Annotated in this window: 16 protein-coding genes; 1 reads left to right on the top strand and 15 read right to left on the bottom strand. The window is 64.7% G+C overall.

Features of this window, described 5'->3' with window-relative positions; genetic code table 11:
- Positions 1-18: 18 nt before the first annotated feature.
- The 7 genes from ACQY80_RS11685 to ACQY80_RS11655 all read right to left on the bottom strand — a co-directional run bounded on the left by ACQY80_RS11685 (position 19) and on the right by ACQY80_RS11655 (position 8,018).
- On the bottom strand, positions 19-753 hold the full coding sequence (locus tag ACQY80_RS11685; protein ID WP_428679631.1) for a peptidase: 735 nt from the start codon (positions 751-753) through the stop codon (positions 19-21).
- Between the two features lie 48 nt (positions 754-801).
- A complete protein-coding gene (locus ACQY80_RS11680) occupies positions 802-1,605 on the bottom strand; it encodes a transglutaminase family protein (protein ID WP_428679629.1) in 804 nt (267 codons plus the stop codon).
- A gap of 2 nt (positions 1,606-1,607) precedes the next feature.
- Entirely contained in the window at positions 1,608-2,549 is a 942-nt protein-coding gene (locus ACQY80_RS11675) for an alpha-E domain-containing protein (RefSeq protein ID WP_428679627.1), read from the bottom strand.
- Entirely contained in the window at positions 2,549-4,003 is a 1,455-nt protein-coding gene (locus tag ACQY80_RS11670; protein ID WP_428679624.1) for a circularly permuted type 2 ATP-grasp protein, read from the bottom strand. Before ACQY80_RS11670 ends, ACQY80_RS11675 begins: the two co-directional genes overlap by 1 nt.
- Positions 4,004-4,148: 145 nt before the next feature.
- Entirely contained in the window at positions 4,149-4,883 is a 735-nt protein-coding gene (locus tag ACQY80_RS11665; RefSeq protein WP_428679621.1) for a TSUP family transporter, read from the bottom strand.
- Between the two features lie 15 nt (positions 4,884-4,898).
- Entirely contained in the window at positions 4,899-7,634 is a 2,736-nt protein-coding gene (secA, locus tag ACQY80_RS11660; RefSeq protein ID WP_428679618.1) for a preprotein translocase subunit SecA, read from the bottom strand.
- A gap of 114 nt (positions 7,635-7,748) precedes the next feature.
- On the bottom strand, positions 7,749-8,018 hold the full coding sequence (locus tag ACQY80_RS11655; protein ID WP_428679614.1) for a hypothetical protein: 270 nt from the start codon (positions 8,016-8,018) through the stop codon (positions 7,749-7,751).
- Between the two features lie 167 nt (positions 8,019-8,185).
- Here ACQY80_RS11655 and ACQY80_RS11650 point away from each other — a divergent pair, with 167 nt between their 5' ends.
- Positions 8,186-8,989 (top strand): SDR family oxidoreductase, encoded by an 804-nt coding sequence (locus ACQY80_RS11650; RefSeq protein ID WP_428679611.1) that lies wholly within the window; start codon positions 8,186-8,188, stop codon positions 8,987-8,989.
- A 37-nt stretch (positions 8,990-9,026) separates the two neighbouring features.
- Here the strand turns inward: ACQY80_RS11650 and ACQY80_RS11645 are convergent, their stop codons facing one another.
- From ACQY80_RS11645 to ACQY80_RS11610, 8 genes are read right to left on the bottom strand one after another with little or no spacing between them, the layout of a single operon-like run.
- Positions 9,027-9,551, bottom strand: coding sequence for a hypothetical protein (locus ACQY80_RS11645; protein WP_428679608.1), 525 nt, complete (start codon positions 9,549-9,551; stop codon positions 9,027-9,029).
- 42 nt (positions 9,552-9,593) lie between these two features.
- Positions 9,594-10,313, bottom strand: coding sequence for a head GIN domain-containing protein (locus ACQY80_RS11640; protein WP_428679606.1), 720 nt, complete (start codon positions 10,311-10,313; stop codon positions 9,594-9,596).
- A gap of 43 nt (positions 10,314-10,356) precedes the next feature.
- A complete protein-coding gene (locus ACQY80_RS11635) occupies positions 10,357-11,115 on the bottom strand; it encodes a head GIN domain-containing protein (protein WP_428679605.1) in 759 nt (252 codons plus the stop codon).
- Between the two features lie 54 nt (positions 11,116-11,169).
- Positions 11,170-11,820, bottom strand: coding sequence for an NrsF family protein (locus ACQY80_RS11630; RefSeq protein WP_428679603.1), 651 nt, complete (start codon positions 11,818-11,820; stop codon positions 11,170-11,172).
- Position 11,821: 1 nt separating this feature from the next.
- On the bottom strand, positions 11,822-12,343 hold the full coding sequence (locus ACQY80_RS11625) for a sigma-70 family RNA polymerase sigma factor (protein WP_428679600.1): 522 nt from the start codon (positions 12,341-12,343) through the stop codon (positions 11,822-11,824).
- Complete coding sequence (locus ACQY80_RS11620; protein ID WP_428679598.1) at positions 12,340-12,798, bottom strand: DoxX family protein; 459 nt, start codon at positions 12,796-12,798, stop codon at positions 12,340-12,342. The genes ACQY80_RS11625 and ACQY80_RS11620 overlap by 4 nt, the downstream gene beginning before the upstream one ends.
- Position 12,799: 1 nt before the next feature.
- Positions 12,800-13,498 carry a putative DNA-binding domain-containing protein gene (locus ACQY80_RS11615; protein WP_428679595.1) on the bottom strand — a complete coding sequence of 233 codons (699 nt, stop codon included), beginning with the start codon at positions 13,496-13,498 and terminating at the stop codon, positions 12,800-12,802.
- A complete protein-coding gene (locus ACQY80_RS11610) occupies positions 13,491-14,351 on the bottom strand; it encodes a DUF692 domain-containing protein (protein ID WP_428679592.1) in 861 nt (286 codons plus the stop codon). The genes ACQY80_RS11615 and ACQY80_RS11610 overlap by 8 nt, the downstream gene beginning before the upstream one ends.
- Positions 14,352-14,354 lie beyond the last annotated feature (3 nt).

Below are 14,354 nucleotides of genomic sequence, written 5' to 3'. Positions count from 1 at the left end.
GCCGGGGGCGACATGTTTCTAAAAATGGAAGTCCGGCAGCTCGGCCAGCGCTATTCCCAGCGCTTCGGCCCAGCCGTCGGCGACGCTTTCGAAATAGGGATCGTTGCGTTCGAAGCGGCGTTCGCGCACGCCGACAAAATCGTCACGCTCATGGACCTTGAGGTCGATCGGCAGGTCGACACCGGCGTTGGCGCGGATCGTCGAATCGAACGACACGCAGAGCAGCTTCACCGCATCTTCGAACGACATCGCGGGATCGTAGGACCGCACGATGATCGGCCGGCCGTATTTCGTCTCGCCGATCTGGAAGAAGGGATTGTCCTCGCCCGCTTCGATGAAATTGCCCTCGGGATAGATCAGGAACAGCCGCGGTTCGGCACCCTTGATCTGGCCGCCAACGATCAGCGAGGCACGGAACAGCGAGTCGGCCGCCGACTGGCCCTCGTCATTGTGGCGCATCACGATCTGACGCAGCGTTTCGCCGATGATCGTCGCCACCGCGAACATCGATGGCGCGGCGAGGATCGAGGGATGGCGTTCTTCGGGGGCCTTGGTGCGCTCGTCGAGCAGGCTGACGACCGCCTGCGTCGTCGCGAGATTGCCCGCCGACATCAGGGTGATCACGCGCTCGCCCGGCACCGTCCAGCTGCGCATCTTGCGGACCTGCGAGATGTCATCGACGCCCGCGTTGGTGCGGGTGTCCGACATGAACACCAGCCCCTTGTTCAAACGCATGCCTACGCAATAAGTCATCGAATCCCGTTTCCCCGCCCGGATTATCTTCGGTCGCCCTCAGTTCGCTTATTGCTGCACCTGCAATTGGACAACCAGATTTTCTTGCGCTGCACCATAGCGCATCCCGCGAACGGGGGCGGCGTCGCGATAATCGAGGCCGGTCGCGACGCGAATGTAGCGCTGGTCGGGCGAGTGGCCGTTGCTCACGTCGAAACCGATCCAGCCGATATTGTCAAAATACGCCTCGGCCCAAGCGTGGGTTGCATCCTGATGCGTCCGGTCGTTCATCATCAGATAGCCCGACACATAGCGTGCCGGGTGCCCGAGGTGGCGCATCGCGGCAATGAAGATATGCGCATGGTCCTGACACACCCCGCCTTCGCCGGCCAGCGCCTGCTCGGCGGTCGTCTCGGCGTCGGTCACGCCGATCCGGTAGGCCAGCTTGTCGATGATCAATGCCGACAACGCATGCGCGCGTTCGATGTCGGACGCATAGTCGCGGCCGAGCTGCGCCGCCAACGCCCGCACCTGGCGGCCCGCGCGCGTCAGCGGCGTCGGGCGGAGAAAGGTCCAGAGTGGCATCGCCCCACGGTGCGCGCCGATCACCCCGTCCCAGGTGACAAGCTCGACCTCGCCCGCGCACCGGAGGACAAGCTCGTTCGTCCCGCCGTCGACCGACACCAGATCGACACCATTGCCGTGATGGTCGGTATAATGGAGCTGCTGCGCCCCGCCTTCGATCTCGATCGTCCAGTCGTGAATCAGCTGTTGCCCCGGCCGTTCCTTCGGCGTCAGCTTGAGCTGCTGCAGCGCATAGCGGACCGGAGTGTCATATTGATAACGGGTGATATGCTCGACACGCAGGCGCATGTTTACTCCACGAACCGGTAGTCGCGCTCGAACTGCTGCGCGAACGCGGCATTGGCGCGAAGAAAATCGGTGATGAATTCGTGCAGCCCGCCATCGAAAATCGACTGGATCGGGCGCGACAGCCGCTCGTGACAGATCGCGCTGCCCAACCGAACCGCCTCGGTTTCTTCATTGTAGGTGCGCTGAAGCAGGCCGAGATTGTCGTTCATCTGCTCGCAGCAGAAAGCCAGGCTGCGCGGCATCTGTTTGTAGAGGATCAGAAACTCCGCGATCTTCAGGGCGCTGATCTCGGTGCCGTAGAGCCAGTGATAGGCGCGGTGCGCCGACACCGACCGCAGGATCGTCTCCCACTGCACATTGTCGATCGAGCTTCCGATATGCGCAACCGACGGTAGCAACAGATAATATTTGACGTCGAGGATGCGCGCGGTGTTGTCGGCGCGCTCCAGAAACGTTCCGATCCGCGCGAAATTATAGCCGTCGTTGCGCAGCATCGTCCCTGAAAAGGCACCGCGCACCAGCGCGCTCTGCTGCCGGATCGCGGCGAGCACGTCGGGCAGGTCATCCTCACGCACCTGCCGCTTCAGCAGCGCGCCCAGCGTCATCCAGCTCGTGTTGACCGCTTCCCACACTTCCCGTGTCAGATAGGTGCGCGCGGTGCGGGCGTTGTCGCGCGCCTGCTTGACCACCGAGAGGATGCTCGACGGGTTCGCGGGATCGCGCAGCATGAAGTCGATCACGCGTTGCGACGTATAATCCTGCTGCGTCTGCCTGAAGGCATAATCCTGCCCTGCGGTTACCAGCACCGAGCGCCATTCGGCCTTGGCCGTGCTCGATCGCGTCAGCGCGATGCGAAAACCCGCGTCGATGAGGCGCGCATTATTTTCGCTGCGCTCGAGATAGCGCGCCATCCAGTAGAGCGATCCGGCCGTTTTCCCGAGCATCAGTCTTCCAATACCCACGTGTCCTTGGTGCCGCCGCCCTGGCTGGAATTCACCACCAGCGACCCCTTAGCCATCGCGACGCGCGTCAGCCCGCCGGGGGTGATGGTGATGCCCTGCGGCGACATCAGCACGAAGGGGCGGAGATCGACGTGCCGCGGCGCGAGCCCCGCCTTGGTGAAGATCGGCACCGTCGACAGTGACAAGGTCGGCTGCGCGATATAGCCGCGCGGGTTCGCCTCCAGCTTGGCGCGGAAGGCCGCAATCTCCTTCTTGCTCGCGGCGGGGCCGACGAGCATGCCGTAACCGCCTGACCCGTGAACCTCCTTCACCACCAGTTCGGGCAGGCGATCGAGCACCTCCTTCAGATGCTCGGGTTCCGAGCAGCGCCAGGTCGGCACATTGGGGAGCAATGCCTTCTCGCCTGTGTAGAATTCAATGATGTCGGGCATATAGCTGTAGAGCGCTTTGTCGTCGGCGATCCCGGTGCCCGGCGCATTGGCGATCGTTATCCCGCCCGCGCGATAGACGTCCCAGATCCCCGGCACGCCCAGCATCGAGTCCGGCCGGAAATTGAGCGGGTCTAGAAAGTCGTCGTCGACGCGGCGATAGAGGACATCGATAGGCGTATAGCCCTGCGTCGTCCGCATCGCGACGCGCCCGCCGACCACGCGCAGATCATGCCCCTCGACGAGTTCAGCGCCCATCTGGTCCGCGATGAAACTATGCTCGAAATAGGCGCTGTTGTGGATGCCCGGCGTCAGCACGGCGACCGTCGGCGTCCCGTTGCACGCGGGCGGCGCGCAGGCGGAAAGCGACTTCAGGAGGTTCAGCGGATAGTCGCTGACCTCGCGCACCGAAATCTTCGCGAACAGCTCGGGAAACATCTGGAGCATCGTTTCGCGGTTTTCGAGCATGTAGGACACGCCCGACGGAGTGCGGGCATTGTCCTCCAGCACATAGAATTCATTCGCGTCGGTCCGGACGATATCGATGCCGCTGATGTGCGTATAGACGCCGCCCGGCGGGTCCATGCCCATCATCATCGGCAAGAACGCTTCGTTACGCGAGATGAGTTCGGTCGGCACGCGGCCGGCTCGGAGAATTTCCTGCCGGTGGTAGATGTCATGGAGAAAGGCGTTGAGCGCACGAACGCGCTGCTCGATGCCGCGCGACAGGCGGCGCCACTCGCTCGCCGAAATGATACGCGGAACGACGTCGAAGGGGATCAGTCGCTCGTCGGCCTCATCCTGCCCATAGACGTTGAAGGTGATGCCGGTGGTGCGGAAAAAGGCCTCGGCCTGCTGCGCCTTGCGCTGGATACGCGCCGCATCCTCGCGGTCGAACCAGTCCGAATAATCGCGATAGGGCGAACGGACTTCGCCCGCCTGCCCCGGACTCACCTGTCCCGTCATCTCGTCGAAAAAGGAAATGCCCCAGCCCTTTCCACGCAACATGCCAACGTCCAGCCGCGCGCGATGGTCGGGCGTGCGCGGCCCCGATATTCCTGCCTGCTGCGTTGCTTGTCTGGCTACGCGGCCGCCAAGCTTGTGAGGAGGATGCTAGCACCGCCGTGCGGCAAAGCAAGGTGGCAAAAAAGCTTTAGAAACCAACAAGCAGGCGGATCGCGACAAAGCCGACGAGCAAGGCCGTGAGCCGCCGGATCAGGGTTGCCGGCCCCGTCTTGACCGCAAGCTGCGTCCCGATGGCCCCGCCGATGAGCACCGCGATCAGCAACGGCCAGTGCCCCGCGATCGCGTGGACCATCTCGCTGCCCTTGCCCTTGATGAGCTGACCGGTCAGCCCGAACAGGCTGTTGACGAGGATGAATAGGCTGGCCGTCGCGGCGACCGAGCGCGCCTCGGCCCAGCGGAGGAGGTGGAGGATCGGCGCGAGAAAAATCCCGCCGCCGATGCCGACAACACCCGCGAGATAGCCGAGCCCGGCCGCGATCGGCAGCAGCAGCTTCGCGGACAGGGTTACCGGCTTCGCGGCCTGCGGCTGGAACAGCAGCGCCAGCGCCGAGGCGAGCAGCGACAGGCCGAGCAGAACGACAAGCAAACCCTGCTTCACCGGGGTCAGCCCACCCAGAAAGGCGAGCGGCGCGGCGACGATGATCAGCGGCAGCGCTTTTGCCCACGGCATCACGCCCGCGCGCGAGAAGCGTATGGTCCCGCCGCTGACGACGATGACATTGCACGCAAGGCTGATCGCGGGAACAAGCCCGACCGCGACGCCGCCAAGGAGCAGCAGCGCAGTATAGGTCGACCCGCCGCCAAACCCCACCGCAGCATAGAGCAACGCGGTGAGGCCGAAGAGGGCGGCGAGTCCGGTCATATCCTCAGGCGAGCGTCAGAGCTGGCCGTGGCAATGCTTGTATTTCCGCCCCGAACCGCAGGGACACGGCGCGTTGCGGCTGATCTCCAGCGCCGCATAGGGATTCTCACCCTCGGGCATGTCGGGACGCGGCGTCTGCATCGGCGGCAGTGTGTTCGCGATCACGCCGAGTTCGCCCGCATCGATGTCGGCACTGTTGTCCTCGCCCGTGAAGGGGTCGATGTGTGTCGTCAGGAAATCGGGAAGCTCGGGCAGCGGCATCGCCTCGGGTTCCTGATACTGGAAATCGATCCGCGCCATGGTGCGAGTCACATCCTCGCGGATATTCTGCAGCATGCGCTCGAACAGCGCGAACGCCTCCTGCTTATATTCGTTGATCGGCTGCTTCTGCGCATAGGCGCGCAGGAAGATCGCCTGACGCAGCGCGTCGAGCGTCGCGAGGTGATCCTTCCAGTGATGGTCGAGCGTCTGGATCAGCACCGACTTTTCGACACTGCGCCAGGTTTCGGCATCGACCTGGGCCGCCTTGCCGGCCGCTGCGGCGTCGGCCATTTGCTGAATGCGTTCCTCGAACACTTCGGCGTCGACCGAATCTTCCTGCATCCAGTCGTCGATCGGCGGCGACAGCTCGAGGATGTTCGCCACCCGCTCCTTCATCTGCTCGATGTTCCACTGCTCGGGGTAGCTTCCCGGCGGGCACGCATCGGCGACGATCGAGTTCACCGTCTCGGCGCGCATCGCAGCCATCACCTCGTCGACGGTCTCGCTGTCGATGATCTCGCCGCGCTGTTCGTAGATGACCTTGCGCTGGTCGTTCATGACATTGTCATACTCGACGACCTGCTTGCGGATGTCATAGTTGCGCGCCTCGACCTTCTTCTGTGCGGTCTCGATCGCCTTCGACAGCCACTTCGACCCGATCGCCTCGCCATCCTCCAGATTCTTGTTCATCATCTTGGAGAAGAGCGTGTCGGGGCCGAAGATGCGCAGCAGGTCATCGTCGAGGCAGAGGTAGAATTTCGACAGGCCGGGGTCGCCCTGGCGCCCCGAACGGCCGCGCAGCTGGTTGTCGATGCGGCGGCTTTCGTGACGCTCGGTCGCGAGCACGAACAGCCCGCCGGCGGCGCGCACGGCTTCGCGTTCGGCGGCGACTTCCTCGCGGATCCGCGCCTCGGCGGCTTCGCGCTCGGGGCCTGCGGCCATGTCCTTCAGTTCGTCATCGATGCGGAATTCTTCGTTGCCGCCGAGTTTGATGTCGGTGCCGCGGCCCGCCATGTTCGTCGCGATGGTGACCGCCCCGGTGCGGCCCGCTTGCGCGACGATATGCGCCTCGCTCTCGTGGAAGCGCGCGTTGAGGACGCTGTGCGCGACATTTTCCTTTTCGAGGAACGACGACAGCAGCTCCGACTTCTCGATCGACACGGTGCCCACGAGCACCGGCTGGCCACGCTCCTGCGCTTCGCGGATCGTCTTGGCGATCGCGCCGAACTTGTCGGTGATATTCTTGTAGAATTCATCCTCGTCATCCTGCCGTGCGATCGGCCGGTTGGTCGGGATGGTGACGCAGTTCATCTTGTAGATGTCGAAGAATTCGGCCGCTTCGGTCGCCGCGGTGCCCGTCATGCCGCTGAGCTTGGGATACATGCGGAAATAATTCTGGAAGGTGATCGAGGCGAGGGTCTGGTTCTCGGGCTCGATCTGGACGCCTTCCTTCGCCTCCACCGCCTGATGCAGGCCGTCCGACCAGCGGCGGCCGTCCATCATGCGGCCGGTGAACTCGTCGATGATGACGACCTTGCCGTCCTTGACGATGTAATCGATGTCCAGCTTGAACATCTGGATCGCCTTCAGCGCCTGGTTGACGTGATGCACGACCTGCGTGTTCTCGATATCGTAGAGGTTGCTGCCCTGAAGCAGGCCGGCGGCTTCGAGCAGGCGCTCGACATGCTCGGTGCCGTCTTCGGTCAGGCTGATCGACTTGGACTTTTCGTCCTTCTCATAATCCTCGTCGACCAGCTGAAGCACGACCTCGTTGACGCGGACATACATCTCCGACTTGTCGTCGGTCGGGCCCGAGATGATCAACGGCGTGCGGGCTTCGTCGATCAGGATCGAGTCGACCTCGTCGACGATGCCGAAGTTGAATTCGCGGTGGACCATCTGGATGCGGTCGAACTTCATATTGTCGCGGAGGTAATCGAACCCCAGCTCGTTGTTCGTCGCATAGGTGATGTCGCAGTTATACGCCTCGCGGCGCTGCGTCTCGTTGAGGTTCGGGACGATGATGCCGGTCGAAAGGCCGAGGAAGCCATAGACGGCGCCCATCCATTCGGCGTCGCGCGTCGCGAGATAGTCGTTGACCGTCACGACATGGACGCCTTTGCCCTCGAGCGCGTTCAGATAGCAGGGCAAGGTCGCCATCAGCGTCTTGCCCTCGCCCGTCGCCATTTCGGCGATTTCGCCGCGGTGAAGGACGATGCCGCCGATCATCTGGACGTCGAAATGGCGCATGCCGAGCGTGCGCTTCGACGCCTCGCGGACCGTCGCGAACGCCTCCGGCAGCACATCGTCGAGCGTTTCGCCGGCTTCGAGGCGGTCGCGGAATTTCTGCGTCTGCGCCTTCAATTGGTCGTCGCTATAGGCCTCCAGTTCGGGTTCGAAGGCGTTGATCTGGGCGACGATCTTGCGGATCGAATTGACGTAGCGCTCGTTGGACGAGCCGAACAAGCTCTTGGCAAGGCTGCCGAACATAATGATTTTCCTTGGATTTTATGTGCGTGGGCGGCGTGCGCGCCGCGCGGAATATAAAGAAAATCCCCGCTAACGCAGGGAAAGCCCCTCAAAAGGGGACGTCAGCGCCGAATGCTATTCGAGCGCGCGATCAGCGCCGGTGAGAAGGCCGGGAAGATGCGGCGGGGCCGCCTTGCGCGGCTTGCCGCTGCCACCACTGGTGGTGCGGCGGGTCGGGGTGGTCGCAGGGGGGCGGCGTTCGCTGTCGCTGACCTCGGTCTTGCCCGCGGTTTCCGCAAGCAGCACGAGCGACCCCATCGCCATCGGAACGGCGGGCGCGGCAGCGGCCCGGTCTGCCGTAGCAATACCGGTCAACAGCGCCAAAAGGGTCAGCAATAACCGCAAGAATCGCCCCTCTATACGTCCGGAGCCCAGATTATTGCGCCCCGTTCCCTGAACATAGGGTGAAAGTGGCGCCGCGTCTAGGGGAATGGAGTCGCCGCGATTGTCGCTTGACGTTCGCGCCAGCTTCGCCTCATCTCCCGCTGACAATGATGTAAGGGAGAGACGGGGTGGCACGGAAGGCGATCTTCATCACCGGCGGCGGATCGGGCATCGGCAGGGCGACGGCGCGCCATTTTGCAGGCCAGGGCTGGTTCGTCGGTATCGCCGACGTCAACGCGCAAGGCATTGACGAAACCGCCGCGCTGCTGCCCGAAGGCGCCTCGTCGCGCCACATCATGGATGTGCGCGACCGCGACCAGTGGAAGGCCGCGCTCGCCGAGTTCGCGAAGGCCAGCGGCGATCGGCTCGACGTGCTGTTCAACAATGCCGGCATCGGATCGGGCGGCCAGTTCATCGACATGGCGCCCGAAGAGGCCGACCGGCTGATCGCGATCAACTTCGGCGGCGTGGTCAACGGCATCTATTCGGCGATGCCGCTGCTCCGCGCGACGCCGGGATCGACGATCCTCAACACCGGATCGGCGTCAGGCTTTTACGGCGTCGCGGGGCTCGCGGTCTATTCGGCGACCAAATTCGCGGTGCGCGGGCTGACCGAGGCGCTCGAGATCGAGTTCGCCAAGCACGGCGTCCGCGTCCGCTCGCTGATGCCGGGCTTTATCGACACCCCGCTACTCGACCAGGTCAGCGCCGACAGCAACGAACCCGCACGCGAGCGCCTGTCGTCGAGCGGGTTCGAAATCGTGCCGGTCGAACGCGTCGCCGAGGCGGCGTGGGAGGCGGTGCACGGCACCAGGGTCCATGTCACCGTCGGCAAGATGGCGAAACGCCTGTCGCGTCTCGCGCGCTTCTTCCCCGGCCTCATCGTCCGCCAGTCGAAGAAGGTCGATGGCTTGGGGTCGGCGGGGCATTGATGCCCTGTCGGTTCGCTTGCAGAGAGGAAGCCCGGCCTTAACCGATGCGCCCCTCGGGCAGCATGCGCGGAACGTCCAGCGCAGGATCCGGATTAGCGCACCATTTCAGGAGGAAATCCCAAGGGTGCCGCCACTCGGGATGCGCGAGCCAGCCAAGTTCCTCTCTGTTCCGCCGATAGGTTGCTACCAAGTTGGACAACTTAGTGGGTACCTTATCAAGTCTGTCCCTAAGCAACCCCGCCCAAAGATCATCGGGAACAGGATCGCTATGGGTAACGCAGAAGTCCCCAAGAATATCTTCGTTGGCAATCATGTAGTTGACGAAACACGATTGGAACAATCCTTCGTTACCTGCCTTGTGACTCCGCAGCCATTCCCGAAGTTTCGGTATCTCGATACCGATGGCCCCCGAGTAAGAAAATCCCCAAGGCCGCCTGTAGGCGTGAGGCCAGAAGAATCTGATGATATCGTCCGATGAATCCCCCGGAAGCACCCAAACCTTTGGGCCTTTGGGAAAAAGCCGGAGCTCTTCCAGCCCTTCCTTTCGAAGTGCTTCACCCATGAGAGATCGGAATTCCCTGACGTTCATCGAACCGGCCTGTGCTTAAGGCGCCAGTTTCGCCGGACCGCAGGTCACCGTTCCGCTGCCGAGGTTGCGCACCGTGCAGGCGGGGCGGCCGAGGACGACCGCCTTGCCGACGCCGCGCGAGGTGATCGCAGCGGTCTTGACCGCGTTGAAGATATGGTCGCCGGCGCCCTCGCTGTCGCTGATCAGGTCGTCGACCGCGAGCTTGCCGGCGTCGACCACGCCCGCCCCCGACAGCATCATCTGCCCCTGCTTCGCCTTGCCGGCGAGCGTCATCGTGCCATTGCCGATCATCGCGACGTTCAGCCGGTCGGTGGCGATGTCGCCGACCGAAATCTGCCCCGGCCCGCGCAGCGCTATCATGACGCGCGCGCCCTTCAACTGGTCGATCCGCAACGTTCCAGAACCGGCCAGCGTCGCCGATTTGAGGTTCGCGGCGTTGACGCGCACCGTCACCGCGCCCGACTGGGCGCGGCGGTTCTCGTCGCCCGCATATTTTTTTTCGCCGATCACCAGCCGCCCGTCGCGGGTTTCGAGCGTCAGCCGGTCGAGCGCGTCGGCCGAACCGGTCGCGACCGCGCTCACCGGTGCGCGGGTCACGACCTCGACATTGACGTCGACATTGACCTCGATCGCCTCGAAGCTGGTGAGGCCATAGCGCTTCTCCGCCGCCGAAGCGGGACCGGACAGAAGCAGGGCGGCGGCCGCGACGGCGGTCAGGCGCAATATGCTGGTCATGGCGCCGCCTTACCGCGTTCGGGACGGCAGCGCCATATCGCCCTTATTTGCAGGTCGCGGTGCCCGAACCCATCGCCTTGGTCGTACATTTGCCGCCGCCCGAAACCTTGGCGTCGCCGGAACCGAGAATGTTGATGGCGGCACTGACGGTCGCCTGCGCGTCGACATCCCCCGATCCGGTGATCGAAATGTCGAGCGTCTGCGCGGCCAATCCCTCGGCGTCGATGTCACCCGAACCGGTGATCCCGAAATCGCCGGTCGCGACCGTTCCGCCCTTGATCTCGATATTGCCCGATCCCGAGACGCCAAGGTCGGCGCTCTTCGCGGTAAGCTTGCCGACCGTCAGGTCTCCCGAACCGGTGACGTCCAGCTTCGCCGCGTCGGCATCGAGCGTGTCGGCATCAATCGATCCCGACCCGGTAAGGCGCAGCGTGTCGAGCTTCGGCATGGTGATCGCGATCTTCACGCCATCGCTGTCGTGGCGGCTGAAGCTGAAGCCTTCGCGCTTGCGGCCGATCGATAGCATCGCGCCGTCGAGCGTGATCTCGAGCTCGTCGATCTCGTCCTTCGGCCCGGTCGCGCTGATCGCGAACGCATCGCCCTGACGGATGGTGACATCGTCGGGTCCGGCGACCTTGACGCCGGTGAAGCCCTTGAGGTCGAAGCTCTGCGTCGTGGCGGGGCCGGTGGGCGCCGCGCGCTCATCCTGCTTCGCGCCATGTTCGCCGCTCTTGCCGTCGCCATTGCAGCCCGAAAGCGCCATCGCCAGCGGTAGCATTGCCATCGTCCAGTTTCGCATCATCGATCTCCTTGTGTATTATTCACATAACACAGAGAGAATGCGATGTCCAGCGGCCTACCAGCGGAGCAATGGCGCAAGGAAAAGGCGGCCTGCGACCGCCCATAGCGGGATCGCCAGCCCGTGCCAGAGCGCGATGTGGATCATGTCGTCCGACGAGCAATGCAGCGCCACCGCGGCCGCCCCCGCGGCGCCCGCCGCTATGCCGACCACCCAGCCCGCGCGCTCTGGCGAGGTCGGCGCGCCGCCCTTCAGCCAGGCGAACAGCGCCGCACCGACGCCGACGCCGGCAATCAGCCCGTCGAGCGTGCAGCGCATGCCATGGTCGGGGCGCATCGCCTCCATCGCGCTGTGGCTGTCGCCGAAGCCCATGAAGATCGCGGTCAGCGGCAGTGCAAGCGCGGCGAGACCCGCCCAGCGCCAGCCGCTATAGTCGCGCCCGACCCCCGGCAGCCCCATGCGAAGCGCGCTCCACGCCGCAGCGAGGCCGAGCGCGACGATCAGCCAGAAGGCGAGCATCGGCAGCGGCGCCATCGCCAGTCCTGCAGCAAGGTCATGGCGCATGCCGAACAGCCAGAGCAGCAATGCGCCGCCGGCGATCCAGCCCGCCGCGACCCACAGGCCGCCGCGCAATACGCGCCGGGGCCGCACGGGTTCGAGTTCACCGGCGAGGCCCTCGATCAGATCGTCGATCGATGCGTCCTTCATCTCATTCACTTTCAATCAGCTGCGCGAGCTTCTTCAGCCCGCGATGGATATTCACTTTCACCAGCGACTCGCTCTGGCCGCAGATTTTCGACGCTTCGGCGATCGACGCGCCCTCGATCTTGACCAGCGTGATCGCCTGCGCCTGCGCGGGTGACAGATAGCCGAGCAGGCGGTCGATGCTGAGCTGCGCGTGCACCGCCTCGTCCTCGGCACGGACGGCGGCGTCATTGTCGCCGAGTTCGGCCTCGTCGCGCTGACGGCGCAGCGCATCGATCCAGCGATAGCGCGCGATGGCGGCGAGCCAGGGCAGAAAGGGCCGGCCGCTGTCCCAGGTCGCGAGCTTGCGGTGCATCGACACCAGAGTTTCCTGCACCAGATCGTCGATCTGGTGCGGCGCGATACGGCGCGCGAAATAGCGTTCGAGCCATTTGCGGCAATCGGTGAGCAGCGCCCGATAGGCCGCACGGTCCCCCCGCTGCGATGCAGCCATCAGCCGCGCCAGCGAAGGTTCGTCGAGGCTCATTTGCCGCGCAACCTAGCAAGCAGCGCGTCGAGAGAGAACAGTCCGCCGCCGCGCACGATCAGGATCGCTGCCATCGCCACCCACAATGAGTGGACCGGCCACCAAGCGTCGGGAAAGACGAAGATCTGGATGACGAGCGTCATCACGAGCAGCGCCCCGGCGGAGACGCGCGTCGCAAGGCCGAGGATCAGCAGCACCGGGAAGAAATGCTCGGCATAGGTCGTGAGCGGCACCGCGATCGTGGGGTCGAGCGGCAGGCCCGAAAATTCGCTGCGAAACAGATCATAGGTGTCGGGGTTGATCGTGAGCACGCTCCCCTCGACGACTTTCGTCTGCCCCGATCGCCAGAAGACGCCCGCCAGCGCGACGCGGAGCAGGAGCAGCGCGAGCGCCTCGGGCAGGCGCGAGGCGGCGATTGCCACGCCCCGATCATAAATGGCGATTACACGGTTCATCTCATCCAACCCTCTCGAAAGCTCCGGCGTCGATCAGCACCGCGATCGCCGCGCCGCCGTCGGGATGATGTTCGGCGAGATGCGCGATCGGGTTACCGAGCGGCGAAATTTCCCGGGCTAGTGCCAGTGCCCCGACGGCGGCGGGGTCGAGCGCGACCAGCCGCACCTCGGCGTCCGGCCGCGCGACGAGCAGCGCGACGGCGCCCGCGAACGCCGGATCGATCAGCGCCGCGGCATCACTCGCGAGCCTCGAGGTCCGGACCGCCGGGTGGCGGCGGACGGGCAGCGCGAGCAGTCCGGCCTCATCCAGACCGGCCAGGTCGGCGAGCGTGAACGCTCGCGCCTCGGCGGCGTGATAGCTTTCGAGCCACGCCCATTCGATGCGCGCCAGATCGGCCGCGACCGGTATCTCCAGCCAGTCGGCGAAGCCCGCACCGATGGCAGCAAGCGGGCGCCCCGCGACAGCGCCGCTGTCAACGAAGGCGCGCGACAGCCGGTTGAATTCGGCCTCGCCCAGATGGTGCCGGGTGTGGGGAAATGTCTCTTCGAGCGCGACGAGCCGGGCATGCGAAATGCTGTTTGCGTGGACGCGCAGCCCGCGCAGAATGGCCGCCTCGTCGCCAAGGAAAAGGCCGGCGGGCAGATGGTCCGGCCCGTTCAGCAGGGTTGCGGCGATCGCCGCCTGCTGACGGTCAGGCATCGACCGGGGCCAGCAGCGCATCGGCCCGCGCGACTTCGGCCATCAGCGCGGCATAATCGGGGGTGTCGGTGTCCCATTCGACGAGGACCGGCCTTGGCCCCGCGCGCCGCAGAAAGCGCGCGAGCAGATCCCAGCAACGCACACCGACGGGCGACCCATGGTCGTCGATCGCGATCGTCCCGCCCATGCCGTCGTCCTTGACCGCATGGCCCGCGACATGAATCTCTCCGACGACCGCGGGATCGAAGGCGTCGAGCCACGGCAGCGGATCGAGGCCGAGATTGAATGCCGATACCTCGACATTGTTGATGTCGAGCAGCAGACCGCAGCCGCTGCGGCGGCAAAGCTCGTGGAGAAAATCGACTTCGTCCCAATCGCTCGCCGCATAAGCGAGGTAACGCGACGGATTTTCGATCAGAATCGCCCGGCCGAGCCGATCCTGCACGCGGCCGACTTCGTCCGCGAAATGGGCGAGCGCCGCATGCGTATAGGGAATGGGTAGGAGATCGGGGAAGCGCTCGTGCGGCGTATGGCTCCAGCTCAGATGGTCGGAGACCATTGCGGGTGCATAGCGGCCGCACAGCGCCGCCAGTGCCTCGAGCTCGTCCCGGTCGACGCCCGCCGCCGACCCGATCGACAGGCCGACCGAATGAAAGCTGAGCGGTCTCTGTGCCGCGATGGCGGTCAGCCAGCGATGCGGTGGCCCGCCCGCGCCGAAGTAATTTTGGGGGTGCACTTCGACCCAGGCGGGCGCCGTCCCCTCCTCCGCCGCGGCCAGCACATCGGCATAGTGCCGGGACCGGAGCCCTATGCCGGCACGCAGCGGCAGCGAATGGAGCGAGGGGACGGACATCGA

The sequence above is a fragment of the Sphingopyxis sp. genome, from assembly GCF_965279755.1.
Taxonomy (GTDB): Bacteria; Pseudomonadota; Alphaproteobacteria; order Sphingomonadales; family Sphingomonadaceae; genus Sphingopyxis.
This window is presented reverse-complemented; position numbering and strand designations above follow the sequence as displayed.

What these genes read in the sequence shown, in the direction of transcription:
- ACQY80_RS11675 (WP_428679627.1), bottom strand. Translation starts at nt 2,549, where the DNA reads ATGCTCGGGAAAACGGCCGGATCGCTCTACTGGATGGCGCGCTATCTC.
- ACQY80_RS11640 (WP_428679606.1), bottom strand. Translation starts at nt 10,313, where the DNA reads ATGACCAGCATATTGCGCCTGACCGCCGTCGCGGCCGCCGCCCTGCTT.
- ACQY80_RS11620 (WP_428679598.1), bottom strand. Translation starts at nt 12,798, where the DNA reads ATGAACCGTGTAATCGCCATTTATGATCGGGGCGTGGCAATCGCCGCC.
- ACQY80_RS11610 (WP_428679592.1), bottom strand. Translation starts at nt 14,351, where the DNA reads ATGTCCGTCCCCTCGCTCCATTCGCTGCCGCTGCGTGCCGGCATAGGG.
- ACQY80_RS11670 (WP_428679624.1), bottom strand. Translation starts at nt 4,003, where the DNA reads ATGTTGCGTGGAAAGGGCTGGGGCATTTCCTTTTTCGACGAGATGACG.
- ACQY80_RS11665 (WP_428679621.1), bottom strand. Translation starts at nt 4,883, where the DNA reads ATGACCGGACTCGCCGCCCTCTTCGGCCTCACCGCGTTGCTCTATGCT.
- secA (WP_428679618.1), bottom strand. Translation starts at nt 7,634, where the DNA reads ATGTTCGGCAGCCTTGCCAAGAGCTTGTTCGGCTCGTCCAACGAGCGC.
- ACQY80_RS11680 (WP_428679629.1), bottom strand. Translation starts at nt 1,605, where the DNA reads ATGCGCCTGCGTGTCGAGCATATCACCCGTTATCAATATGACACTCCG.
- ACQY80_RS11685 (WP_428679631.1), bottom strand. Translation starts at nt 753, where the DNA reads ATGACTTATTGCGTAGGCATGCGTTTGAACAAGGGGCTGGTGTTCATG.
- ACQY80_RS11615 (WP_428679595.1), bottom strand. Translation starts at nt 13,498, where the DNA reads ATGCCTGACCGTCAGCAGGCGGCGATCGCCGCAACCCTGCTGAACGGG.
- ACQY80_RS11645 (WP_428679608.1), bottom strand. Translation starts at nt 9,551, where the DNA reads ATGGGTGAAGCACTTCGAAAGGAAGGGCTGGAAGAGCTCCGGCTTTTT.
- ACQY80_RS11630 (WP_428679603.1), bottom strand. Translation starts at nt 11,820, where the DNA reads ATGAAGGACGCATCGATCGACGATCTGATCGAGGGCCTCGCCGGTGAA.
- ACQY80_RS11625 (WP_428679600.1), bottom strand. Translation starts at nt 12,343, where the DNA reads ATGAGCCTCGACGAACCTTCGCTGGCGCGGCTGATGGCTGCATCGCAG.
- ACQY80_RS11635 (WP_428679605.1), bottom strand. Translation starts at nt 11,115, where the DNA reads ATGATGCGAAACTGGACGATGGCAATGCTACCGCTGGCGATGGCGCTT.